This is a genomic window from Streptomyces bullii, assembly GCF_042657145.1.
Lineage (GTDB): Bacteria > Actinomycetota > Actinomycetes > Streptomycetales > Streptomycetaceae > Streptomyces > Streptomyces bullii.
Window position 1 is genome coordinate 142974 of the sequence record NZ_JBHSNY010000015.1, and the last position, 24056, is coordinate 167029.

General features: G+C 72.9%; 17 protein-coding genes and 3 pseudogenes. 12 read left to right on the forward strand and 8 right to left on the reverse strand.

Annotated features, from left to right (window positions below; all coding sequences use genetic code 11):
* Positions 1–72: 72 nt before the first annotated feature.
* Positions 73–678 (reverse strand): annotated as a pseudogene (locus ACFPZJ_RS35250) (response regulator); the annotation flags it as partial.
* Between the two features lie 763 nt (positions 679–1441).
* Between ACFPZJ_RS35250 and panD the strand changes: the two are divergent.
* Genes panD through ACFPZJ_RS35265 form a run of 3 tightly spaced genes read left to right on the forward strand, consistent with a single transcriptional unit; the run spans position 1442 to position 2951 of the window.
* Positions 1442–1861: an aspartate 1-decarboxylase gene (panD, locus tag ACFPZJ_RS35255; protein ID WP_381030397.1), complete on the forward strand. Its 420-nt coding sequence runs from the start codon at positions 1442–1444 to the stop codon at positions 1859–1861.
* Between the two features lie 32 nt (positions 1862–1893).
* Positions 1894–2238 carry a GNAT family N-acetyltransferase gene (locus ACFPZJ_RS35260; RefSeq protein ID WP_381030400.1) on the forward strand — a complete coding sequence of 115 codons (345 nt, stop codon included), beginning with the start codon at positions 1894–1896 and terminating at the stop codon, positions 2236–2238.
* 20 nt (positions 2239–2258) lie between these two features.
* A complete protein-coding gene (locus ACFPZJ_RS35265; RefSeq protein WP_381030651.1) occupies positions 2259–2951 on the forward strand; it encodes an aspartate/glutamate racemase family protein in 693 nt (230 codons plus the stop codon).
* A gap of 620 nt (positions 2952–3571) precedes the next feature.
* On the opposite strand, the gene gndA is transcribed toward ACFPZJ_RS35265, so the two are convergent.
* The gene (gndA, locus tag ACFPZJ_RS35270; protein WP_381030402.1) at positions 3572–5011 is read right to left on the reverse strand and encodes an NADP-dependent phosphogluconate dehydrogenase; all 1440 of its coding nucleotides are present in this window, start codon (positions 5009–5011) and stop codon (positions 3572–3574) included.
* Positions 5012–5456: 445 nt separating this feature from the next.
* Here gndA and ACFPZJ_RS35275 point away from each other — a divergent pair, with 445 nt between their 5' ends.
* Positions 5457–6731 carry a transglycosylase family protein gene (locus ACFPZJ_RS35275; RefSeq protein ID WP_381030404.1) on the forward strand — a complete coding sequence of 425 codons (1275 nt, stop codon included), beginning with the start codon at positions 5457–5459 and terminating at the stop codon, positions 6729–6731.
* Between the two features lie 796 nt (positions 6732–7527).
* Here ACFPZJ_RS35275 and ACFPZJ_RS35280 read toward each other — a convergent pair.
* Positions 7528–8388: pseudogene (locus ACFPZJ_RS35280) on the reverse strand (DMT family transporter); the annotation flags it as partial.
* 240 nt (positions 8389–8628) lie between these two features.
* Between ACFPZJ_RS35280 and ACFPZJ_RS35285 the strand changes: the two are divergent.
* From ACFPZJ_RS35285 to ACFPZJ_RS35310, 6 genes are all read left to right on the forward strand, one after another.
* Positions 8629–9378 (forward strand): (2Fe-2S)-binding protein, encoded by a 750-nt coding sequence (locus ACFPZJ_RS35285; protein ID WP_381030654.1) that lies wholly within the window; start codon positions 8629–8631, stop codon positions 9376–9378.
* Between the two features lie 40 nt (positions 9379–9418).
* Positions 9419–10570 (forward strand): glycogen synthase, encoded by a 1152-nt coding sequence (gene glgA / locus ACFPZJ_RS35290; protein WP_381030405.1) that lies wholly within the window; start codon positions 9419–9421, stop codon positions 10568–10570.
* Positions 10571–10621: 51 nt separating this feature from the next.
* A complete protein-coding gene (gene glgC / locus ACFPZJ_RS35295; protein WP_381030408.1) occupies positions 10622–11842 on the forward strand; it encodes a glucose-1-phosphate adenylyltransferase in 1221 nt (406 codons plus the stop codon).
* A gap of 152 nt (positions 11843–11994) precedes the next feature.
* On the forward strand, positions 11995–14616 hold the full coding sequence (locus ACFPZJ_RS35300) for a PA14 domain-containing protein (RefSeq protein ID WP_381030411.1): 2622 nt from the start codon (positions 11995–11997) through the stop codon (positions 14614–14616).
* A gap of 145 nt (positions 14617–14761) precedes the next feature.
* Positions 14762–16165, forward strand: a complete 1404-nt coding sequence (locus tag ACFPZJ_RS35305; protein ID WP_381030413.1) for a wax ester/triacylglycerol synthase family O-acyltransferase — start codon at positions 14762–14764, stop codon at positions 16163–16165.
* Between the two features lie 104 nt (positions 16166–16269).
* On the forward strand, positions 16270–17754 hold the full coding sequence (locus tag ACFPZJ_RS35310) for an SDR family NAD(P)-dependent oxidoreductase (RefSeq protein WP_381030415.1): 1485 nt from the start codon (positions 16270–16272) through the stop codon (positions 17752–17754).
* A 276-nt stretch (positions 17755–18030) separates the two neighbouring features.
* On the opposite strand, the gene ACFPZJ_RS35315 is transcribed toward ACFPZJ_RS35310, so the two are convergent.
* Positions 18031–18465 (reverse strand): hypothetical protein, encoded by a 435-nt coding sequence (locus ACFPZJ_RS35315; protein WP_381030417.1) that lies wholly within the window; start codon positions 18463–18465, stop codon positions 18031–18033.
* Between the two features lie 460 nt (positions 18466–18925).
* Here ACFPZJ_RS35315 and ACFPZJ_RS35320 point away from each other — a divergent pair, with 460 nt between their 5' ends.
* Both ACFPZJ_RS35320 and ACFPZJ_RS35325 read left to right on the forward strand, forming a co-directional pair.
* A complete protein-coding gene (locus tag ACFPZJ_RS35320; protein ID WP_381030420.1) occupies positions 18926–19099 on the forward strand; it encodes a hypothetical protein in 174 nt (57 codons plus the stop codon).
* A gap of 80 nt (positions 19100–19179) precedes the next feature.
* Positions 19180–19662 (forward strand): GNAT family N-acetyltransferase, encoded by a 483-nt coding sequence (locus tag ACFPZJ_RS35325; RefSeq protein WP_381030422.1) that lies wholly within the window; start codon positions 19180–19182, stop codon positions 19660–19662.
* A 35-nt stretch (positions 19663–19697) separates the two neighbouring features.
* Here ACFPZJ_RS35325 and ACFPZJ_RS35330 read toward each other — a convergent pair whose 3' ends face one another.
* The 4 genes and pseudogenes from ACFPZJ_RS35330 to ACFPZJ_RS35345 form a co-directional block, all read right to left on the reverse strand.
* Complete coding sequence (locus tag ACFPZJ_RS35330; protein WP_381030425.1) at positions 19698–20117, reverse strand: VOC family protein; 420 nt, start codon at positions 20115–20117, stop codon at positions 19698–19700.
* Positions 20118–20286: 169 nt separating this feature from the next.
* The gene (locus ACFPZJ_RS35335; RefSeq protein WP_381030427.1) at positions 20287–21657 is read right to left on the reverse strand and encodes an amidase; all 1371 of its coding nucleotides are present in this window, start codon (positions 21655–21657) and stop codon (positions 20287–20289) included.
* A gap of 262 nt (positions 21658–21919) precedes the next feature.
* Positions 21920–22816: pseudogene (locus tag ACFPZJ_RS35340) on the reverse strand (alpha/beta hydrolase family protein); the annotation flags it as partial.
* Positions 22817–23165: 349 nt separating this feature from the next.
* Positions 23166–23930: a FadR/GntR family transcriptional regulator gene (locus tag ACFPZJ_RS35345; RefSeq protein WP_381030429.1), complete on the reverse strand. Its 765-nt coding sequence runs from the start codon at positions 23928–23930 to the stop codon at positions 23166–23168.
* Between the last annotated feature and the right edge of the window lie 126 nt (positions 23931–24056).

Below are 24056 nucleotides of genomic sequence, written 5' to 3' on the forward strand. Positions count from 1 at the left end.
ACGGCCGGCCCCCGACGCGGGCAGCGGCGGCCGGTCCGGGATCAGGCACGCCGCCACCGCCTTGTTGACGGCGTCGACCCGGGAGACGGCACCGAGCTTGCGGTACACGTTGTGCAGGTGCCGTTTGACGGTGCCCTCGGTGACGCCGAGCGCCGCCGCTATCTGACGGTTGCTCATCGCCGAGGCCACGCAGCCGAGTATCTGGCGCTCCCGTAACGAGAAGTCCGCCGCCGGCCGGGACGGAGCCGGCGACGCGACCGGGCGCGGGCCGTCCGGAAGTGACGGCGGCACGGCGACGGGCCGGCCGGCGCGTGCGGCGTCGATGGCGCGCAGCAGCTCGCCACGGCCGACGTCCTTGTGCAGGCACGCGTCGGCCCCGGCGGCGAGCAGTTCCCCGGTCTCGCGGGGGCAGCTGCGGGCGGACAGCACCAGTACCTGGGTGGCGGGAGCCGCGCGCCGGATCCTCCGGACCGTCTCGCTGCCCCGCTGACCGGTCATGCGCAGGTCGAGCAGGACGAGGTCGGGCCGCAGCGCGCGCACGACCCGGACCGCCTCGGTGCAGGAGGCCGCGTGCCCGACCACGTCGATCCCTGCCTGAGAGCCCAGCAGTTCGCTGAGTGCGTCACGGACCAGGGCGTGGTCGTCCGCTATGACGATACGTATCGATGGCGATGTCATGACAAGAGCCCCTGATGATCGCGGTCTGACGTCTAGGAGGGGCGGACGTCGACGCGGCAACCGTGATCCGGCCGCCCACCCCCCGTAAGCGGCCGCTCATCGCTCCCCCGCTCCGCTGTCTGTCGGGACGGACCGCCGCCGCGCGGGCCGGACGGCCGCGTGCCTGGTCCCCGACGAGGTGGCTGACACCGTTGTCAGCCCCCCGTGACGCCGGTCCGGGGCGGTCGGACTCGAGCCGAGCGAACGGGCGACGCGGGAGCGAGGAGGAACGTGAGGGTGCAGTGCTGTCCCGCCGGTCGTGACGGCCCGACGCCCGCTCTGCGCCGGGCGGTCGGCGCTCGGGCAGACACGCATGAGGCTCCTCGAAGTCAAGGCAACCTGGTACCGGGGCCGACCCTCGTGACAGGACCTTCGGAAGGTAGCAAACCGGCCGCCCAGCCTGTCAACGTTTGCCTGAACGAGGTGACGAGGCCCACCCCGGGCCCGGTCCCGCCCCTCGACGAGGTCGTACCTGATGTGTCGTCAGGCAGGTCGGCATCTGGTCAGCGTCAGTCCTCGCAGCCTTGGGAACGGGCGTTCGGACGGGTGCTTGGTCGGCAGTGGCGCAACAACCTGGTTCGCACGGAAGCGCAGGCAAGGATCCTTCTTGCCCGAGTGACATCGATGGTCCTCACACCTTCGAGTCCGACCCGTGCCGTTGTACAGTGACCATCGCCCTTGACCTGCAGAAAGCGGGCAGGGAGCCGTCTTTCAGGAGTGCGACATGCTGCGTACCATGTTCAAGTCCAAGATCCACCGCGCCACCGTCACCCAGGCCGACCTGCACTACGTGGGATCGGTGACCATCGACGCCGATCTGCTCGACGCCGCCGACCTGCTGCCCGGCGAGCTCGTGCACATCGTGGACATCACCAACGGCGCCCGGCTGGAGACCTACGTCATCGAGGGCGAGCGCGGGTCCGGTGTGATCGGGATCAACGGGGCCGCCGCCCATCTCGTCCACCCCGGTGACCTGGTGATCATCATCAGCTACGCTCAGGTCACCGACGCCGAGGCGCGGGCGCTGAAGCCCCGGGTGGTGCACGTGGACCGCGACAACCGCATCGTGGCCCTGGGGGCCGACCCGTCCGAGCCGGTGCCGGGCTCGGACCAGCAGCGCAGCCCGCAGGCCGTGACGGCCTGACCGAGGCGGTCGGACGCACCGGGAGGGTGCCCATGAGCGACATCGAGATCCGCGACGACCGGGCGGCCGGCCGCCTGGAGGCGGTGGCCGACGGGGACGTCGTCGGCCGTATCGAGTACTTCGTCCTCGAAGCCCCCGCGCGCGCCCTCGTCCCCGTGCACACCGTCGTCGAACCGGCCCACGAGGGGAAGGGCATCGCGGGCTCCCTGGCCCGCGAGCTGTACGCCGGCGCCGACCGTGAGAACAGCGCGGTCGTCCCGCTGTGCCCGTACGTCGCCAAGTGGGCCGAACGGCACCCGGAGCAAGCCCCGGCGGCCGTCCCGGAGCTCAGGGCCGCGGCGAAGGAGTGGCTGGCGGCGCATCCCGGACGGTTCTGATGCGGGAGCACGCCACGAGCGTGCTGGCGCTTCTGCACACCTCGTCCCTGCACGTCCCGGTCTTCGACGCCCTGCGCGACGAGGCCCATCCGGGACTGGAACTGCGGCACTTCGTCGACGAGGCACTGCTGAGCCGGGCCCGCGCGGCCGGCCCGGACGCGGTCGCGGACGAGGTGTCGGTGTGGCTGCGCCGGGCCGTCGCCGAAGGCGCGCGGGCCGTGCTGTGCACCTGCTCGACCATCGGCGGCGTCGCGGAGGCGGCCGCCGCCGGGGCCGGGGTGCCGGTGCTGCGCGTCGACCGTCCGATGGCCGCCGCCGCGGTGGCCGCCGGCCCGCGGGTGGTGGTGCTGGCGACCTCGGAGAGCACGTTCGGTCCGACGGTGTCGCTGATAAAGGAGGAGGCCCACCGTGCCCCTCAACCCGTCGAGGTGCGCACCCGCCTCGTCGAGGGCGCCTGGGCCCGCTTCGAGGCGGGCGACACCGACGGTTACGTCCGCATGGTCGCGGCGGCGGCCGACGCGGTCACCGGCGCCGACTCGATCGTCCTCGCCCAGGCCTCGATGACTCCCGCCCAGCATCTGACGACGACCCCGACCCCGGTGTTGTCCAGCCCGCGCCCGGGACTGGCGGCGGGGGCGGCGGCAGTGGGAGTGGGCGGGCAGGCGCGCTGTCTCCGGGCCCCGGGCGGTGGCCGGAAAACCGCCGCCCTGTGACCGCCGCGACCACCCGCACCCGGCCACAGGGGTGACAGCGAGTGCCGGTTGGCTCCACCCGGCCCCCTCCCCGTCCTGCGGGGGAGTGACTGAGGACACGGCCGCCGGGTAGGCGGGGGAGTAGTCCAGAGCCGGAGTCGACCGACTGGCTGGAGGACATCATGACGAACCCGTATCCCGACCCCGTGCCGCCGGGACCGACACCGGGCCCGGACCCCCAGCACCCGGATCCGTACCCCGGCCCCGTCCCGACACCGGAGCCGCCTCCCTCTCCGGAGCCACCGCCCCAGCCGGGCCCCACGCCCCAGCCGCCGCAACCGGGCCCGACCCCCCAGCCGCCGCAGCCGCCCCCGCACCCGGGTCCGCCCCCGGGCCCCGGTCCCGTACCGGAGCCCGACCCGTCCCCGATCCCGCCGGGACCGGAGCCGGTGCCGAATCCCGAGCCGGGGCCCCCGCTGTCCTGACCGTCCGTCCTGGCCGTCCGTCCTGGCAGAGAACCTGACCGTGGGTCTGACAGAGGCCCTGACGGCGGGGCCGTCAGGGGCGGTGGGCGAACCTCGGTCGCCCACCGCCCCCGGTCACGCCGGCCGACGCCCAGTCAGCCTGCCGACGCGTCGGCGCTACGCGGACACCTCCGACCGGTCGCCGCCCCACAGCGTGTGGAACGAGCCGTCCCGGTCCGTGCGGCGGTACGTGTGCGCCCCGAAGTAATCCCGCTGGCCCTGGGTGAGCGCGGCGGGCAGCCGCTCGGCACGCAGGGCGTCGTAGTAGGCGAGGGCCGCCGCGAAGCCCGGCGTCGGTACGCCCTGACGGGTCGCGGCGATCAGGACCTCGCGCCAGTCGTCCTGAGCGGCCGCGATCTCCTGTGCGAACGTCTCGTCCGACAGCAGGCTCGGCAGGTCCGGCCGGGCGTCGTACGCCGCTCGGATACGGTCCAGGAACGCCGCGCGGATGATGCAGCCGCCGCGCCAGATCGCGGAGACGGCGCCGAGGTCGATGTCCCAGCCGTACTCGCCGCGCGCCGCGTCGATCTCGTGGAAGCCCTGCGTGTACGACACGATCTTCGACGCGTACAGGGCCTGCTCCACCCGGTCGGCGAACGCCCCGGCCTCCGTGCCGCTCAGCGGCAGGGCCTTCGGGCCGACGAGCCCGCGCGAGGCCTCCCGCAGCGCCGCGTGACCGGACAGCGAGCGGGCGAACACCGCCTCCGCGATACCGGACACGGGCACTCCGAGGTCCAGGGCGATCTGCACCGTCCAGCGGCCCGTGCCCTTCTGCTCCGCCTGGTCGACCACCACGTCCACGAACGGCTTGCCCGTCGCCTCGTCCACGTGGGAGAGCACCTCGGCGGTGATCTCGATCAGGTAGGAGTCGAGGCGGCCCCGGTTCCACGTGCGGAAGATCTCCGCGATCTCGGCGGGGGTGTACCCGGCGACATCACGCAGCAACTGGTAGGCCTCGCCGATCAGCTGCATGTCGGCGTACTCGATGCCGTTGTGCACCATCTTCACGAAGTGCCCGGCACCGTCGGGCCCGACATGGGTCACGCAGGGCGCGCCGTCCGCCGCCTTCGCGGAGATCTTCTCCAGCATCGGTCCCAGGGACTCGTACGACTCCTTCGACCCGCCCGGCATGATGCTCGGCCCGTGCAGCGCGCCCTCCTCGCCGCCGGAGATGCCGGTGCCGACGAAGTGGATGCCCTGCTCGCGCAGCTCACGCTCCCGGCGCCGGGTGTCCGCGAAGTGCGCGTTGCCACCGTCGATGATCATGTCCCCGGACTCCAGCAGCGGGGCGAACTCCTGGATCACCGCGTCGGTCGGCTCACCGGCCTTCACCATGATCACCAGGCGCCGCGGACGCTCCAGCGCCGCCACGAACTCCTTGGCGGTCTCGGCCGCGACGAACTGGCCCTCGTGCCCGAACTCCTCCACCAGGGCATGCGTGCGGGACGGCGTCCGGTTGTGCACCGCGACCGTGTAGCCGTTGCGCGCGAAGTTGCGGGCGAGGTTGCGGCCCATGACCGCGAGACCCGTGACGCCGATCTGTGCTGAACTGCTCATGGGGTTGGCTCCTAAATGCCCTCGGTACCGGTTGAACGTCCTCGGGACCGGTGATCTGTCGGTGCGGTGCCGAAGCGGTACCGATGCCGTATCGGTGCTGATTCGGTGCTGTATGGGTGCTGTATCGGTGCTGCCGGTGGCGCCCGCCGGTGGGGGCGCATCGCCCATCCTGACGTGCCGCTTCCGCGTCCGCACGCGCGGGTCGGGCGACGCCGCGCAGCCAGATACGCACGAAAGCGCCCGCCGCACTCACCCGACGCGTCCAGGGCGCTCGTCCGACGTGCCTCCCGCCCGCCCGTGTGCGCGGTCCCGTACGTCGCACGCGCCGCGCAACCCCGGCCGCTCTCCGGCCACTTGACGCACCCTCGCGGCTGATTGCCGTCTTGTCCTGGCCAGTTCGCAGCGCTTACTTTGGCCCCTCCTGACGCATGCCGAGGGGGGCTCCATGGCCGTACGAGGCCGGCATCGCCGGTACCAGCCGAGCAGGATCAACCGCGCCTCGCTCACGGTCACGGCGGGCGGTGCCGGAATGGCCCTCCCGTTCATGGGCACCGGAGCCGCGCAGGCGGCCGACGTGGACACCTGGAACAAGGTCGCCGCGTGCGAGTCGAGCAACAACTGGAGCGTCAACACCGGCAACGGGTATTACGGCGGACTGCAGTTCACCCAGTCCACCTGGGAGGCGTACGGCGGCACCCGGTACGCGCCGCGCGCGGACCTCGCCACCAAGGACCAGCAGATCGCCGTCGCGGAGAAGGTGCTCGACGGGCAGGGCCCCGGCGCCTGGCCGGTGTGCTCCGTACGGGCCGGACTGACCCAGGGCGGCGACACACCCGACATCCGTCCCGCGGGCACCTCCACGGGCACGGCGAAGAAAACCGGCCAGGACGAGACGGGCCAGGGCAGGAAGAGCGGCCGGACCTCCGTCCAGGACGTACAGCCGCAGACCACACCGCAGTCCCGCGCGGGCACCGCCGAGATGTACACGGTCGTGCGCGGCGACACCCTCTCCGGCATCGCGTCGGACCAGCGGGTCCGCGGCGGCTGGCGGGGCCTGTACGACGCCAACCGCGGCACCATCGGCTCCGACCCCGACCTGATCCTGCCGGGTCAGCGGCTCGAACTGCGTGCCGGGGCCGGTACGGCGACGCGCCCCACGACCGAGCCCTCGGACACCCGGGACAAACCGTCAGACACCCGGACCGGACCGCCGAAGTCGGCGAAGCCGTCGTCCAAGCCCCAGCCCAAGCCCGCACCGAAGAAGAAGTCCCAGGACCGGGACGAGCGCCGCGCCGACCGGTCGACGACGACCCGTCACGGCCTCGTCGCTCCGGTCAGCGGCTCGCTGGGAACGCCGTACCACAAGGCGGGCGCCGCCTGGTCGAAGGGCTACCACACGGGTGTCGACTTCCCCGTGCCGACCGGCACGTCGGTGAAGTCGATCGCGGCGGGCAGCGTCGTCAGCGCCGGCTGGGAGGGCTCGTTCGGCTACCAGGTGGTGATCCGGCACCAGGACGGCCGCTACAGCCAGTACGCCCACCTGTCGGCGATCTCCGTGCGGACCGGGCAGACGGTCGGCGCGGGCCAGCGCATCGGCCGCTCCGGCTCCACCGGGAACAGCTCGGGCCCGCATCTGCACTTCGAGGTGCGGACGGGGCCCGGCTTCGGCACGGACGTCGACCCGGTGGCGTACCTCCGGGCCGGCGGCGTCAGGCTTTGACGCGCACGCGATGCCGGTCCAGCAGGGGCGCGGCGACGAACGGGCCGTCCAAGAAGGGGACGTAGAGCATCGGAGGAAAGCCGGAGGCAGCCGACGGTTCCTCGTCCCCGTAGGGCCCTTGGCCCTGGGGGACGGGCAGCACCGGGACCGGCGCGACGACGTCCTCGCGCAGCTCGGTGAGCGCCTCGTCGCCCGGCACCGCCCCGACGGCCGCCGCTGTCCGAGCAGCCGTCGTGGACCGCGATACGGACCCGTGCTCCGGCACCACGCCGGGGCCGGACCGCGATGCCGACACGGGCTCCAGCATGAGGCCGGCGCCCGACCGCGTCGCTGACACGGGCTCCCGCGAGGCGTCGGCCCCGGACCGCGATGCCGCCACGTGTTCCGGCGCCACGCCGGGGCCGGACCGCGATGCCGACACGGGCTCCAGCACGAGGCCGGGGTCCGCCCGCGTCGCCGACACGGGCTCCCGCGAGCCGTCGGCGCCGGACCGCGCCGGCGCAATGGACTCCCGCAGGGCGCCGGACCGCGCCGCCGGCACCGTCTCCCGTGCTCGCACGGTCTCCGGCAGGGCTCGCCCCGCCTCCGCAGGGACCCCGCCGAGCTCCGACCGCGGACGCGTGGCGGCCCCAGCGCCCGCGCCCGCCCCGACGAGCAGCGTGTGCGCGTCCTCCGGGTGGGCGAGCGCCCCCTCCCGGCGGATGATGGCCACCTCCGGCCGGGTCTCCAGGACGTCCCCGACTCCTGCCCTGTCGGCCCCGCCGCCAGGCCCGGTCAACGACACGGCGCCGGCGTCCGGCGCCCCGGCGACCGCGATCCGCGGGTGCTCGTGGGCGAGTCGTTCCGTCGTCAGCAGGATCAGTCCGCCCGCCGCCACCACCCCGCAGCTCAGGGCGAGCGCGGTGCCCGCGGTGCCGTAGCGGAAGGTTTCACCGAACATCGTTATGCCGACCACGGCCGCCACCACCGGGTTCACGACCGTCAGGGTGGCCAGCGGAGCCGCGAGACCGGCGCCCTGGTAGGAGGCCTGGGAGAGCAGCACGCCCGCGATGGCGAACACGCCGATGGCGGCCAGGGACGGCAGGTCGGCCGCCGACATCCCGCCGGCCCAGTCCACCGTGGCCGTCTTGGTGAACACCGACGACATGCCGAACGCGATGCCGGACGCGGTCGCCAGCAGCACGCTGCGCACCGCGGGGTGCCGGTGCGCGGCCCGGCCCGCGATCATCAGTGCCACGACCGCCCCGGCCGTGACCAGGCCGACCGCCACCCGCTGGGCGGTGCCCAGGGAGTGCGTGTCCGACGCGCCGACCAGGGACAGCAGCCCCGCCAGGCCGACCGTCGCCATGATCGCGCCCCGCCAGGCCGTGGTGCCCGCCCTGCGGCCGACGAACAGCGCCGCCATGGGCAGGGCGAAGACGATGGTCAGCGCGCCCAGCGGCTGGACCACGCTGAGAGGCCCGTAGGCGAGCGCCACGACGTGGAGCAGTCCGCCGAGGCCGTTGAGCGCGAGCGAGAACCACCAGATCGGCCGGCGCAGCGGCGCGTACTGCCCGTCCGGCGAGGACACCGCGACCCGCTCCTGCACGATCGCCCCGCCCGCGTACGCCACGGCGGAGACGAGTGACAGCAGCACGGACAACGCGAGGGCGCTCATCGGCTGCTCCTCTGCGTGCAGCGGGGGCCCTGGGCCCGGCGCGGTGAAGGGTCGGCTCTCATGACCAACACGATTCCTTGCCGGGCTCTTCCCGTCGTCGTCCCTGAGCACTCAATCGGTCCTACTGCCGATGGAGTACGCCGGGACACCCGTCATCCCCAAGGTGGTCACCGGCGGGTGGAGACCCCTCGGTCTCATCCCCTAGGGGTCTTGGTACTACTGCTCTCCGTGGACCTCGACGTGGACCTCGACCCCGGCCTCGCCGCCCTCCGCCCGCTCGGCGGCTTCTTCGTCCTGCGCACGGGTGCGCGTACGGCGCAAGAACCGTACGGCCCTCTCCCCACGCTCGCACAGGCGTACGGCGGTTGGCCAGAGGATGTTCGGCCGGATCCCCTGGCCTTCCGTGTCCGCAAGGTCGCGACGGCCCTGCGTGTCCCGGAGACACGCGTCGCCGCGTCCGTGGCGCACCAGGGGCTCGCGGCCCGGTTGTGGTCCGTGGCGCTGGCCTGCGCCGTCCTGTACGGCCACGTCCCCGACCTCGACGGCCGGCTGCTGCACTGGGACCCCGACGGCAGCGCCCCCGACGACCTGTGGCTGTCCGGAGTCCGGCCGCTGCCGGGGGACGCGGCCACCGTCGCGGCCACCGTGCTGCACGGCCACCTCGAACCCCTGGCCGCCGCCCTGCGCGCCCGGTACCGTCTCGCGTCCGGCCTGCTGCGCGGCAACGCCGCCTCCGCGCTGGCCGGTGCGGCCCGGGAACTGGACGGCTGGGCGCGGCGGCACGGCCGTGCGGACGCCGCCGCCCGGGCCCGCTCCCTGACCGCCGCGCTCCTCGGCCACCCCCTGCTCGAAGGCGCCGGAACCCTCACCGGAACCGCCTTCCGACGGCGCAGCTGCTGCCTGTACTACCGCGTGCCGCACGCAGGCGTCTGCGGCGACTGTTGCTTCCCACGACCCCCGCGCTCTTCCCCGCGAGCCGCATCTGGGTGACCATGAAAGGGAATCGGCCACTTCAGTCAGGGGGTTCCGGGTGCGAGTGGGACTGCTGACCCGGGAGTACCCCCCGGACGTGTACGGCGGCGCGGGTGTCCACGTCGAGTTCCTCGCCCGCGAGCTGAGGCCCCTGGTGGACCTGGAGGTGCACTGCTGGGGCGAGGGCCGCGCCGACGGGGTGCTGCGCCACCGGCCCTGGTCCACGCTCGACGGCGCCAACGACGCGCTGCGCACCTTCTCCGTGGACCTGGCCATGGCGGCCGGGCTGGAGGGCCGCGAACTGGTCCACTCCCACACCTGGTACGCCAACCTCGGCGGCCACCTCGCCAAGCTGCTGTACGGCGTCCCGCATGTGATGACGGCGCACTCCCTGGAGCCGCTGCGTCCCTGGAAGGCCGAGCAGCTCGGCGGCGGGTACGCGCTGTCCGGCTGGGCCGAGCGGACCGCGATCGAGGCCGCCGACGCGGTGATCGCCGTGTCCGGCGCCATGCGTGAGGACATCCTCGGCTGCTACCCGGCGCTGGACCCCGACCGCGTCCACATCGTGCACAACGGCATCGACACGAGCCTGTACCGGCCCGACCACGGCACCGACGCCCTGGACCGGATCGGCCTGGACCGCTCCCGACCGTACGTGCTGTTCGTCGGCCGCATCACCCGCCAGAAAGGCGTGCCGCACCTGCTGCGCGCGGTGCGGGACATCGACCCGGCCGCGCAGGTCGTGCTGTGCGCGGGCGCGCCCGACACACCGGAGATCGACCAGGAGTTCCGCGAGCTGTTCCAGGAGCTGAGCCGGGTACGGCAGCACGTGTACTGGATCCCGCAGATGCTGCCGCGCCCGGAGGTGATCCAGCTCCTCACCCACGCCGCCGTGTTCGTGTGCCCCTCGGTGTACGAGCCCCTCGGCATCGTCAACCTGGAGGCGATGGCGTGCGGCACCCCCGTCGTGGCGTCGCGGGTCGGCGGTATCCCGGAGGTCGTGGACGACGGCAGGACGGGCCTGCTGGTGCCCGTGGACGACGACTTCGAGACGGGCCTCGCACGGGCCCTGGACCGGGTCATCGGCGACCCGGAGGGCGCCCGGCGGATGGGCGAGGCCGGGCGGGAGCGGGCGGTCGGCGAGTTCGGCTGGGACGCGGTGGCCCGCCGCACGGTCCGGCTCTACGAGGAGATCCTCAAACAGGCTTAGTCCGCCCTGGGCAGGGGCAGGCATGGGGAAATCGGCGTGAGGGGAGCGGCCATGCGTCGTGGTGGTCCTTCGGTCCTGGGAATCGTGCTGGCGGGCGGAGAGGGCAAACGCCTGATGCCCCTGACCACGGACCGCGCCAAACCCGCGGTCACCTTCGGCGGCACGTACCGCCTGGTCGACTTCGTCCTGTCCAACCTGGTCAACGGCGACATCCTGCGCATCTGCGTGCTGACGCAGTACAAGTCGCACTCGCTGGACCGGCACATCACCACCACCTGGCGGATGTCGAGCCTGCTCGGCAACTACGTCACGCCGGTCCCCGCCCAGCAGCGCCTCGGCCCGCGCTGGTACCTCGGCAGCGCCGACGCGATCCTCCAGTCGCTGAACCTGATCTACGACGAGCGCCCCGAGTATGTGGCCGTCTTCGGCGCCGACCACGTCTACCGCATGGACCCGCGCCAGATGCTCGCCCAGCACATCGAGAGCGGCGCGGGCGTCACGGTGGCCGGGATCCGCGTGCCGCGCACCGAGTCCTCCGCCTTCGGTGTGATCACCCCGGGTTCGGACGGCCAGACCGTGGAGCGCTTCCTGGAGAAGCCCGCCGACCCGCCGGGACTCGCCGACGACCCCGACTGCGTCTTCGCCTCCATGGGCAACTACATCTTCACCACCAAGGCCCTGATCGAGGCGCTGCAGCGGGACGCCGAGGACGAGAGCTCGGTGCACGACATGGGCGGATCGATCCTGCCCCAGCTCACCGACCGGGGCGAGGCCGCCCTGTACGACTTCAGCGCCAACCACGTGCCGGGCGAGACCACTCGCGACCAGGGCTACTGGCGTGACGTCGGGACCCTCGACGCGTACTACGAGGCGCACATGGACCTCATCGCCGAGCGCCCCGCGTTCAACCTCTTCAACCGTCAGTGGCCCATCTACACGCACTCCTACCAACTCTCGCCGGCCCGCTTCAACGCCGGCGGCATCGCCAGCGAGTCGATCATCAGCGCGGGCTGCCTGATCCGCGGGCAGGTCACGCGGTCCGTGCTGTCGCCGGGCGTCGTGGTGGATCCGGGCGCCGTGGTCCAGGGCTCGGTGCTGCACGACAACGTCCACATCGGCCGGGGAGCGGTGGTGCGCGGCGCCATCCTCGACAAGAACGTCGAGGTGCCGCCCGGCGCGACGATCGGCGTCAACCCGGAGCGGGACGCGGAGCTGTACACGGTCTCCAAGGGCGGAGTGATCGCTCTCGGGAAGGGACAGCAGGTCCCGTAACGACCGCGGCGCCGAGACCGGCGACGAGGCCCCGGCCGGCGGGTGGGCCGGGGCCTCCGCCACGTCCGCGCTTTGTCATGTACCTGGACGCAAAGCGGAAACCGTGTTGTCATGCCAACTGCTGTCCATGACAACGTTGTTATGGAGGTTCCGTGCACACCAGACGCCTCATCGGACGACTCGCGTTACTCCTCGCCGCGCTCCTCGGCCTCACCGGCCTGACCGCGGCGCCCGCGCCGGCGGCGGACGATCCCGCCGAGGTCCACGGCCTCAAGGGCGAGTACTACACCCACTCAGCCCCCGGCACCTTCGACTTCCACACGCTCAAGGCCACCACCGTCGACCCACGGCTCGACTTCGACATCCTGGAACCGCGCCTGACCTTCACCACCGGACGCCCGGACGACGTCAGCGTCCGCTGGACCGGCCGGATCGTCCCGGAGCGGACCGGCCCCCACACCTTCTCGCTCATCGGCGACAACGGCTTCCGCCTCTGGGTGGACGGCCGGCTGCTCATCGACCACTGGGTCGACGACTGGGACCGCGAACAGACCGCCGCCCCCGTGGAACTGACCGCCGGACAGGCCTACGACATCAAGGTCGAGTACTTCGAGCACTACGGAGGCTCCAACCTCCACCTGCGCTGGACGCCGCCCGGCGGCGGCAAGCAGCCCGTCCCGCAGTCCGCGTTCCGCCTCCCCGAGGGATTCGACTACGACGGCCCGGTAGCGACCACGGTCCTGCCCGACGGCCGCACCCTGAAACTCGACTTCGCCCAGCGCCTCGCCGCACCCCCGGCAGGACTGACGGACCACCTCGACGCGGTGATCGGCGGCGCCACCTGGCCCCTCAGGGCGGCCGCCCCGGACCCGGCCGATCCCACGGCCCTCCTGATCGCGCTCGACGAACCCGTCGTCGGCAACCGGACCGGCACCGCCCGCGGCGCCGCCGACGTCCGCTACGACGGCGAAGGCGGCCTGACGGGCGCCGACGGCGACGTCGTCGAGCAGTTCTGGACCAGCGGCCCCAACCGCTCCACGTACGAACTGCGCACCCGATGGGCCGACGAGGTCGGCCCGGACAACGCCCATCCCGAGTACCCGCGTCCGCAGCTGACCCGGAAGGAGTGGCGCACCCTCAACGGCCGCTGGCAGTTCGCCGCCGCCGAGGCGGGCGAGGCACCGCCCGTCGGCCGAACGCTCCGGGAGCGCATCCTCGTCCCCTACCCGGTGGAGTCCCAGCTCTCCGGCATCCAGCGGCACGAGGACCGCATGTGGTACCGCCGCACCTTCACCGTGCCCGCCGACTGGCGCATCGGATCGGCCAAGCGGCTGCGCCTGAACTTCGGGGCGGTCGACTGGCGGGCCGAGGTCTACGTCAACGGCACCGAGGTCGCCACCCACGAGGGTGGCTACGACAAGTTCAGCGCCGACATCACCGACGCGCTCCAGCCAGGCCGCACCCAGGAACTGATCGTCGGCGTGTACGACCCCACCGACGCGGCCGGTGGCGAGAACCCGCCGCTGGGCAAGCAGCGGCTCGACCCCAGCGGCATCTGGTACACGCCGTCCTCCGGCATCTGGCAGACCGTGTGGATGGAGCCGGTCGCCCGCGACCACGTCGACTCCCTCAAGCTCACCCCCGACGTCCCGGCGGGCACGCTGACCGTCGAGCCGCGGGGCGTCCGCGACGGCGTACCGGTCACGGCGACGGCGTACGACGGGCACCGCAGGGTCGCCACCGCGAGCGGGCGCACCGGCCGGCCCCTCACCCTGACCCTCCGCGACCCGCGTCTGTGGTCGCCGGACGACCCGTTCCTGTACGACCTGAAGGTCACCGTCGGCGCCGACCGGGTCGGCAGTTACTTCGGGATGCGCTCCGTCGCCGTGCAGCGGGTGAACGGCGTGCCGCGCACCCTCCTCAACGGTGAACCGGTCTTCATGATGGCCACGCTCGACCAGGGCTTCTGGCCCGACGGCCTGTACACCGCGCCCACCGACGAGGCCCTCGCCTTCGACCTGAGAACGCACAAGAGGCTCGGCTACAACGCCGTGCGCAAGCACATCAAGGTCGAGCCCGACCGCTGGTTCCACTGGGCCGACCGGCTGGGCCTGCTGGTGTGGCAGGACATGCCCGCCATGACGGCCGGCGTGAACCCGGGCACCGAGGCCCGCGAGCGGTACGAGCGGGAACTGAAGGAGATGATCGACGAGCACGCCAGCAGCCCGTCGGTCGTCATGTGGGTGACCTTCAACGAGGGCTGGGGCCAGTACGACGTGGGCCGCGTCGCCGAGCAGGCCAAGGCCTGGGACCCGACCCGGCTGGTCAACGGCCAGTCCGGCCTCAACCTGGGAGCCGACGGCGGCACCGGCGACATCATGGACGAGCACGGCTATCCCAGCCCCGCCCTGCCGCCCCGCCCCGACGGCCGGCGCGCCCTGGTCAGCGGCGAGTACGGCGGCCTCGGCCTGGCCGTGCCCGGGCACGCCTGGTCCGTGCAGCAGTCGTACGTCGACGTCGACCCCGCGACCTACACCGACGACTACCTGGCCAAGCTCGACGAGGTCCGGGCGCTGGCCTGCCGGGGCGGCAACGGCGCCGTCTACACGCAGATCGCGGACGTCGAGGGAGAGCTCAACGGCCTGCTGACGTACGACCGCGAGGTGCTCAAGCCGGACGTGGCACGGGTGAGGGACGCGCACGAGGACCTGATCCGTGACGCCTCCCGGGTGACTCCCACGGGATGCCCGGCGGCGCAACCTGTGCTGAAGTGACCTCATATGCACGATAAGTCCCGCCCCTTCGTGAGGGGGCGGGACTTAATCCACTGTTAACTGTGCGTAGCTTGATCGTACTTGACTGTAATCGGCCGGGGGCGATTGACTGCTGGCACACCCGTCGTCGACGCGAGGCAAGCCATTGACTTCTGACCTGCTCGCTCCTCTCGACCTGGCGTTCTGGAACATCGAGTCCGCCGAACACCCCATGCACCTCGGCGCGCTCGGGATCTTCGCCACGCACTCGCCCGCCGCCGGTGCCCACGCGGCCGACCTCCTGGCCTCCCGCGCGGCCGCCGTCCCCGGACTGCGGATGCGCATCCGGGACGTCTGGCAGCCGCTCGACCTCCAGGAGCCGCTGACGGCCCTCAAGCGGCCGTTCTCCGCGCTCCGGGAGCCGCTGTCCGCCGCCCTGCGGCAGCCGCTCGCCTTCGGCGGCGCGGCCCGCGAGCCCGACCCGGACTTCGATCCCCTCCACCACGTCCGGCTGCACGCCCCCACCGCCGACTTCCACGGCATGGCGGGCCGGCTCATGGAGCGCCCGCTCGAGCGTGACCGGCCGCCGTGGGAGGCCCACGTGCTGCCGGGTGAGGACGGCGTCTCCTTCGCCGTGCTGTTCAAGTTCCACCACGCGCTGGCCGACGGGCTGCGGGCGCTGACGCTGGCCGCCGCCGTCCTGGACCCGATCGACATGCCCGCGCCCCGGCCCCGCCCCGCCGAGCCGTCGCGCGGCCTGCTGCCGGACGTGCGCAGACTGCCGGAGCTGGTCCGCGGCGCCCTGTCCGACGTCGGCCGCGCCCTGGACATCGGCGCCTGCGTCGCCCGCTCCTCCCTGGACGTGCGCTCCACGCCAGCGCTCAGCTGCGCGCCCAGCGGCACCCGCCGTACCGCCGGCGTCGTCGTAGACCTCGACGACGTGCACCGCGTCCGCAAGAGCGAGGGCGGCACCGTCAACGACGTCCTGATCGCGGTCGTCGCGGGCGCTCTGCGTCGCTGGCTCGACGAACGGGGTGACGGCAGCGAGGGCGTCGCGCCCCGCGCCCTGATCCCCGTCTCCAAGCGCCGCCCACGCACCGCGCACCCTCAGGGCAACCGGCTCTCCGGCTACTTGATACGGCTTCCCGTGGGCGACCCCGACCCGATGGGCCGCCTGGACACGGTCCGCACGGCCATGGACCGTAACAAGGACGCCGGACCCAACCGGGGAGCGGGCGCCGTCGCCCTGCTCGCCGACCACGTGCCGGCGCTCGGCCACCGGCTCGGCGGCCCCCTGGTCGGCCAGGCCGCCCGACTCTGGTTCGACATCCTGGTCACCAGCGTGCCGCTGCCCGGCTTCGGCATGAGGCTCGGCGGGCACCCGCTCACGGCGGTCTTCCCGCTGGCGCCGCTGGCCCCCGGCCACTCCCTGGCGGTGGCCGTCTCCACGTACCGCGGACACGTCCACTACGGGCTCGTCGCCGACGGGAAGGCCGTACCGGACCTGGACCGGCTCGCGGCGGCCGTCTCCGAGGAGGTTGAGGCGCTGATCGCTGCCTGCGGGTCCTGATCACCGCGGGTTTGGCGGTGCGGCCCGGCGCTCCGTAGACTTCCCCGTTCGAAAGCGGGCGCGACCGGAGCGCCGCGACGGCAGAGCAGGGAACGACAGCGGCGATGACGGTGACAGAGGACGGCCCGCAGGCCATGGACGAGGCGACCGGGCCGTCGTACGGGCCCGGCATCGACCCGGAGCGGCTGGCCGTCTGCCTCAGCGTGCTCGAGGAACTCGACAAGCTCGACGTCGACCACCCCGACGCGATCCTGGTGCGCCGGGCCACCTCGCACATCTACCGCACCGTCAAGCAGCGCCGCCGCCAGGAGCGCCGGGCCGCCAAGACCGCCCACGACCGGGCCGTCACCGAGGCCACCGCGACGGGCTCCGCCGAGCGCATCGACGACGAGACCGAGGGCGTCCTGCCCTCCTCGAAGATCCAGCCGGGCCGGATCGCGGGGATACTCCAGCGCCCTCGCTCCTGCTACATCTGCAAGCAGCGCTACGTCGAGGTCGACTACTTCTACCACCAGCTCTGCCAGAACTGCGCCGCCGAGAACCGGGCCAGGCGCGACGCCCGCGCCGACCTGACCGGCAAGCGGGCGCTGCTCACCGGCGGCCGGGCCAAGATCGGCATGTACATCGCGCTGCGACTGCTGCGCGACGGCGCGCACACCACCATCACCACCCGGTTCCCCAACGACGCCATCCGCCGCTTCAAGGCCCAGCCCGACAGCGACGAGTGGATCGACCGGCTGAAGATCGTCGGCATCGACCTGCGCGACCCGGCCCAGGTCGTCGCCCTCGCCGACTCGGTGGCCGCCGCCGGCCCGCTCGACATCCTGATCAACAACGCGGCCCAGACCGTACGGCGTTCCCCTCAGGCATACAGCGAGCTGCTCGCCGCCGAGTCCGCCCCGCTGCCCGCCGGCGAACTGCCCGCCGCCGAGGTGATCGGCACCTTCGGCTCCGGCGCCGTCGCCGAGCTCCCGGTCGCCGGGGGCGGCGCGCTCACCGCGCAGGACGTCACCGACCTGGCCCTCGTCTCCGGCTCGGCCTCCCTGGAGCGCATCGCCGCCGGGACGGCCATCGACGCGGGCGGGCTGGTACCCGACCTGCACGACACCAACAGCTGGGTGCAGACGGTCGAGGAGGTCACGCCGGTCGAGCTGCTGGAGGTCCAGCTGTGCAACTCCACGGCGCCGTTCATCCTCATCAGCCGTCTGCGCCCGGCGATGGCGGCGTCGCAGGCCCGCCGGACGTACATCGTGAACGTCTCCGCCATGGAGGGTGTCTTCGCCCGCGGCTACAAGGGCGCCGGCCACCCGCACACCAACATGGCCAAGGCCGCCCTGAACATGCTGACGCGCACCAGCGCCCAGGAGATGTTCGAGAAGGACCGCATCCTGATGACGGCCGTCGACACCGGCTGGATCACCGACGAACGCCCGCACCCCGACAAGGTCCGCCTCGCCGAGGCCGGCTTCCACGCTCCGCTCGACCTGGTCGACGGCGCGGCCCGCGTCTACGACCCGATCGTGCGCGGCGAGGCGGGCGAGGACCTGTACGGCGTCTTCCTGAAGGACTACGCGCCGGGCAAGTGGTGACGCCGTAGCCGGTCGTGGACGGCGCACGGAGCCGAGCCCGACGGGTCCCGCATCCGCGTCCCCTGTCCACCGGCAGGACCGCCCCCGTGACCCACTACCCCGCGCGCCGTCCGCAGGACGTCGCCCGCGTCACGAGCGGTCAAGCACCCCGTGCCCCCGCCTCGGCCGACGCCCGCGCGACGGCCTGCCCGATCCCGCGCGTGGCCCCCCGTCACACGGCGGCCCTGCCCGCAGCCCGTAGGGCGGCCGTCACCGTCGGACACTCATGACGGGTCGTCAGTCGACGGCGCCGAGGCTCGAGTTGCGTGCCGCCAGCAGCTCCAGCACCGTGCGCCAGTCCTCCAGGACCCCGGCGTCGAAGGCGGCGGTGCGGGCCTCCTCGTGCGCCTGGCGCAGGGTGAGCAGGTCGTCGCCGGCCGGACGCCCGCGCAGGAGGGCGCGGACCCGTTCGCCGAGCAGGGGCCGTACGGCGTCGGCCGCGCGGTCCGCGGCCCCGGCCGGGTCGCCCGGCCACAGCAGCCGGCCGACGGGCCGCACCAGGCCCGCCACCTGGAGTTCCTTGTCGGCGGGACGGCCGCGGCGCAGCAGCGCGGCCGTGCGCAGGGCGTGCTCGTGCAGGTCGACCGGGGCGCCGCCGCGGTCCGGGAGGTCCCGGATGCCGCGGCAGGCGTTCAGCAGATCCATCAGCTCCTCGACGCTGCGCAGCTCCATGCGTCAGTCCTCCCGCGAGACAGCCGTTGCTCACGTCAGCAGAGCATGGCCGGCTTGCGGCGCGGCCAACGGCACTTGAACTGCGTGGCCACCTCGCCGAGGACCGGGCCTCGATAGCCCGTATGGGTGACCCGCAAACAACTCGCCATGTAACAAACAGGATCATAGGATGACGGATCGAACACGGGGTGACGCGCGATCGTTACCCCTTGTTTTCGGCCCCATCGAGCGGACCCCCGCTCATTTGGTTAATCTGGAGCCGACGGACAGCACACGGGGTCCCACCCACACCCACGGTCCGTCATGGGACAAGCCGGTTCACAACGGCCTGATCTCACACGAGTTGCCGGCGCCACCGCGTCCGACCTGCATTTCCCAACAGACCCGAGCGGACGCCAGGCACCAGGCCGGACACTGGGCCGATCTGTCCCGAGGGTGACCGACACATAAGGAGTGCGCGGTGACACCGGAGAAGACGAATCGCGATCAGCGCCCCAAGGAACGCGCGGAGCGCGCGGGCCGCAGGCCCGGGGAACTCGGCAGTCTCGACGTGTGGGCCCGGTCCGCCCCGATCCGTCTGGCGGGCTACGAGGAGGACCTCGCCGAGCCCCACATCCTGCCCAGCGTGGACTGACCCCTCCCACGCTCGTCGAGCGGAGGGCCACGCTCGCCCCCTCGCGATCGCCGACGCATGGCCGTGCGAGACTCACACCCATGCTGATCAGGGAAGCAACGGCTGACGACTGGCCGCGCATCTGGCCCATCTGGCACCGCATCGTCGCCGAGGGCGAGACCTACACCTGGGACCCGGGCACCTCCGAGGAGGACGCCCGGGTCCTGTGGATGCACCCGGCGAAGCGCGTCTTCGTCGTCGAGGACGACACCGGGGCGGTCGTCGCCTCGGCCTACCTCACCCCCAACTACGGCGGCCCCGCCGCCCGGATCGCCAACGCCGGCTTCATGGTCGACCCCGGCCAGGGCGGCCGCGGCATCGGCCGCGCCCTCGCCGCACACGTCCTGGACGAGGCCAGGGCCGCCGGCTACCGAGGCATGGTGTTCAACGCCGTCGTCGAGACCAACCCGGCCGTGAAGCTGTGGACCTCCCTCGGCTTCACGATCCTCGGCACGGTGCCGGACGCCTTCGACCACCCCCGGCACGGACGGGTGGGGCTGCACATCATGTACAGGGCCCTGTAGAGCCGCACATCATGTACCGGGCGCTGTAGTCGCGCTCAGGAGCCGGGCCGGGCGTAGGGCCGGGTCATGATCTCCATGTTGTGGCCGTCAGGGTCGTCGAAGTAGGCGCCGCGCCCGCCGAAGAGACCGTTCACACGGCCCGGTTCGGTGTGGCGGGGGTCGGCGTAGAAGGTCGTCCCCACCGCCTCCAGGCGGGCGATCATCGTGTCGAACCGGTCGTCGGGCACGAGGAACGCGTAGTGCTGCGGCTGGATCGGCTCGTCCCGCTTCTCGTAGAAGTCCAGGGTCACGCCGTTGCCCAGGTCCACGGGGAGGAACGGCCCGAACGGGGCGCCTACCTCCAGGCCGAGGATCGCGGCGAGGAACTCCGCCGACAGACGGCGGTCCGTGGCGTGCACGACGGTGTGGTCGAGACGGACGGTGGTGGTGGGCAGGTCGACTGGGTGCTGAGGCATACGGAAACTCTTCTCCGGGTCTGGGATCCGTCAGGGAAGGGGAAGACGCGGAGACGAACGGCGGGGCTCTGCCCCGCCCCGGGCTCACGCCGAGGCCGGGTGCCTCACTCGTGCATGGCCTACGGCCGACCCGGCAGTCACCCGGCCGACTCTAGTGCCCGGCAGTGGATCACGACAACGGCGTTTTCCGGCCGGGCTCGTCCAGGGGCGCCGTCCGCGGCCACGGGCTGCGCCGCTCCAACTGCGCCGCCAGGCCCAGCAGTAGGGTCTCCGTCCCCGGGCGTCCCACGAGCTGCACGGCACACGGGGCGCCGGAGGGCAGGGTGCCGCACGGGACGGACATCGCGGGCCAGCCGGTCAGGTTCCACGGGGGTGTCAGCGGCGAGTAGGCGGAGTTGGCCAGCACGTTGCGCAGCCAGCCCCGTTCGTGCCACGGCGCGGCCCGCGGGGAGCGGCGGGCGAGCGCGGGCGTCAGCAGCACGTCGTACTCGGCGAAGAACGGCTCCAGCCGTCGGCGCAGCCGCTCCCGGCTCTCACCGGTGCGCACCGTGCGCACGAAGCGCCGCCCCAGGGCCGCGTGGACCCGGGTGCGCCGCGCCAGCAGGCGCGGGTCGAGGCCCGCTGCGTCCACCGCCGTGCCCGCCGTCCAGTGGGCCAGCGCCGTCATGCCCAGCGACATCGGGTACGGCGGGTCGGCGCGCCGCACCTGGTGGCCCGCCTTCATCAGCACCCCCGCCGCCGTCCGGGCCGCCGCCGCGTACGGTCTGCTGATCGCCGCGCCGGCCAGCGGGCTGCGCAGTGACAGGGCGATCTTGAGCGGGCCGGGCTCGGAAGCGGGTACGACCTCCGCGCCGGCGAGGACCGAGAACATCAGGCGGGTGTCCTCCACCGTCGTGGCCAGGGGCCCGTTCTCGGACATGCCGAACCAGTCACCGTCGCCGATGCCCGCCGGGATCACTCCGTGTCCCGGCTTGAGGGTGACCAGACCGCAGTTGGCGGCCGGGATGCGCAGCGAACCCATGCCGTCGTTGCCCAGGGCGATCGGCACCATGCCGGCGGCGACCGCGGCCGCGCTGCCGCCCGACGAACCACCCGCCGTGCGGGCCGGGTCCCACGGGTTGCGGGCCGTGCCGAGGACGCCCTCCGTGGTGCCGAACACGCACAGCTCCGGCACGTTCGTCAGACCGACGACCACCGCGCCCGCCGCCCGCAGCCGCGCCACCGTGACATGGTCCGCCGCGGCGGGCGTGTCCGGTGTCGCGGTGGTGCCGACGCGGGTGGACTCGCCGCGCACGGCGAGGTTGTCCTTCACGGCCACCGGCACGCCCGCCAGGGGCAGTTCGGCGAGGTCGGCCCGGGCGGCCACCTCGTCGGCCTCGGCCAGCGCCGCCTCGGCCCGCACCCTGCGGAAGGCGCCGATCCGGCCGTCGAGCCGCTCGATCCGGGCCAGGTGCTCGGCGACCACCTCCCGGGGCGTGGCCCGCTTCTCGCGGACGGCGGCGGCTGTCTCGGCGGCGGGGCGGCCGACCCAGTTGGTCACGGCGGGCTCCTCGGGGCTGCGGTGCACGGGACGCGGGCGTACTGGCGAGTACGTAGGGAGAACTGTGCCCGTGGAAAGGGTGCCGCGTCGAGATCGCGGACCGCGGGTACCGGCCCGGGCCGGAATGCTCAGCGCAGGTGCCGGTCGAAGAAGTCCGTCGTCGCGTCCATCGCGTCCGGCCACCGCGGGCCGAAGGTGTGGCTTCCCCTTCGTACGTACGCAGTTCGACGTCCTTGCCCGCCGCCTCGAACGCGGCGGCGGTCCGGCGCGACCAGGCCAGGGGACATGTGTCGTCGGCGGTGCCGTGGTGGATCAGCAGGGGTGCGGTGACACGGTCGACGTACGTCAGCGGCGAGATAGCCCGCCAGAAGACCGGGTTCTCCTCGGGAGTGCCGTGCCGTTGCTCGATCTCGGCGGCGATCGGGTCGCCCTCACGGCGCTGGAAGTGGTCGACGTTCTCGTGCGGGCGCGTGCTCACCGGGGCGAAGACCACGGCCGCATCGACCAGTCCGGGCGCGACCACCAGCGTGTTGTACACGACGCCGCCGCCCATCGACCGGCCCAGCAGGCCGATCCGGTCGCCGTCGATCTCCGGACGCCCGGAGGAACGCAGCGCCAGCACGGCGCCGATGACGTCCTCGGTGTAGCCGAGGCGGAGGTTGACGTCGTTGTCGGGGTCCTTGTCGGAGCGGGCGTGGTTGCGGTAGTCGGTGTGCAGGACGACGTAGCCCTCGCGGGCCAGCCGGTCCTGTTCCCGGGGCATGCCCTGGCCGCTGGAGTAGACGTCCGGGTCGATGTACCCGTGCGCCAGGACGAGGGCGGGGAAAGGCCCGCCGCCCTCGGGGACGTTCATGATGCCGGAGATCGTCAGCCCGTCGGACTCGTACGTCACCGCGTACCGGGTGTAGGTGGAGGTCCGGTCGAGCACGGCGCCGAGCCGCAGTCCGAAGCCACGGTGCTCGCGCTGGATCAGGCCGGGGATCGACACCGGGTCGACCGGCGTCCGGGCCGGCGAGGGCGTCGCGCCCGGGCTCGTGCTCTCGGCCCGGGCCGACGTCGGGGCCCGCGTCGGCCCGGCGTCGTCCTCGCCGCCGCCGCAGCCGGTCACGGTGACCAGCAGCAGTCCGGCGACGGCACAGGCGGTACCCCGAGGCCGCATGCGCCCATTGTCACGCCGTAGCCCGGACGGCGACAGCGGATGGCGGGGGTGCGTGCGGAGGGTGTCGTCGGAGTGGAGGCGGGGGAGGGGTGCGTATTGCCGGGCCCCGGTCGTTCTCACCCGTCGGACGGTCCTCGGGGGGCGTGCGGAAGGTGCCGTCGGAGTGGAGGCAGCCGAAGCCTCCGGTGCCCCCGGGCCCGCATCGGCTCGGCACCGTCTTCGGCGTGGAGGCGGCCGGGGCGTGCGATGCAAGCCCGCGTCGGTTCTCACCGGTCGGACGGTCCGCGCTCGCGTCGGAAAGTGCCCTCGGATGAGAGGCAGCCGAAGCCTGCCGCACCCCCGGGCCGCCTCAGTTCTCACCCGCCGATGACACGGCCTGGTCCCCGAGTCGACCGCGCAGCCACTCCTCCACCTCCGCCACGTGCGCGGCCGCCGCCGCCCTGGCCGCCTCCGGGTCACGGGCCGCGAGGGCGCGGTGGATCGCGGCGTGTTCGCGGCGGGTGCGCTCGAAGGCGTCCTGCTCCTCGTAGCCACGCCAGACGCGGGCGCGGAACGTGCGGGAGGACAGGCCGTCCAGGATCGCGGCCATGGTCTCGTTTCCGGCGGCGGCCGCGATCGTGCGGTGGAAGGCCATGTCGTGGGCGAGGACCTCCTCCGGGTCGTCGGTGGCGTTCATCGCCGCCAGGTGCCGGCCGACCTCGGCCAGTTGCTCCGGGGTGATGCGGGCGGCGGCCAGCGCGGTGGCCGTCGACTCCAGGACCCGCCGCACCTGCAACAGCTCGACCAGACGCGGGCCCCGCGACAGGTCGGCCACCACCCCGAACGTCTCCAGCAGGTCCCCGGCCTGCAACTGCGTCACGTAGATGCCCGAGCCGTGCCGGGCCACCAGCACCCCGAGGACGGTGAGCGCGCGGATCGCCTCCCGCATGGAGCTGCGGGAGATGCCCAGCTGGACCGCCAGGTCACGCTCGGTCGGCAGCCGCTGCCCCGGCTCCAGCCGTCCATCGGCGATCATCGCCTTGATCCGCTCGATGGCGCGCTGCGTCACCGTGCCCTTCCGGGCGGCGGACGCGGTGGGCTGCGCGCGCCCCCCGTCTGCCGGGCTCTCGTCCACGCCGTTCCTCCTGATCGCCGGTGGGCCGCAGTCTAGCCATCCAGGTGGTCCGACCAATGTCGAAAAGCGCGGCGGGAAATCGATGGTGTGTCTTTGGCGTGGGGTGTTACAGATGCCAAGTGGTCT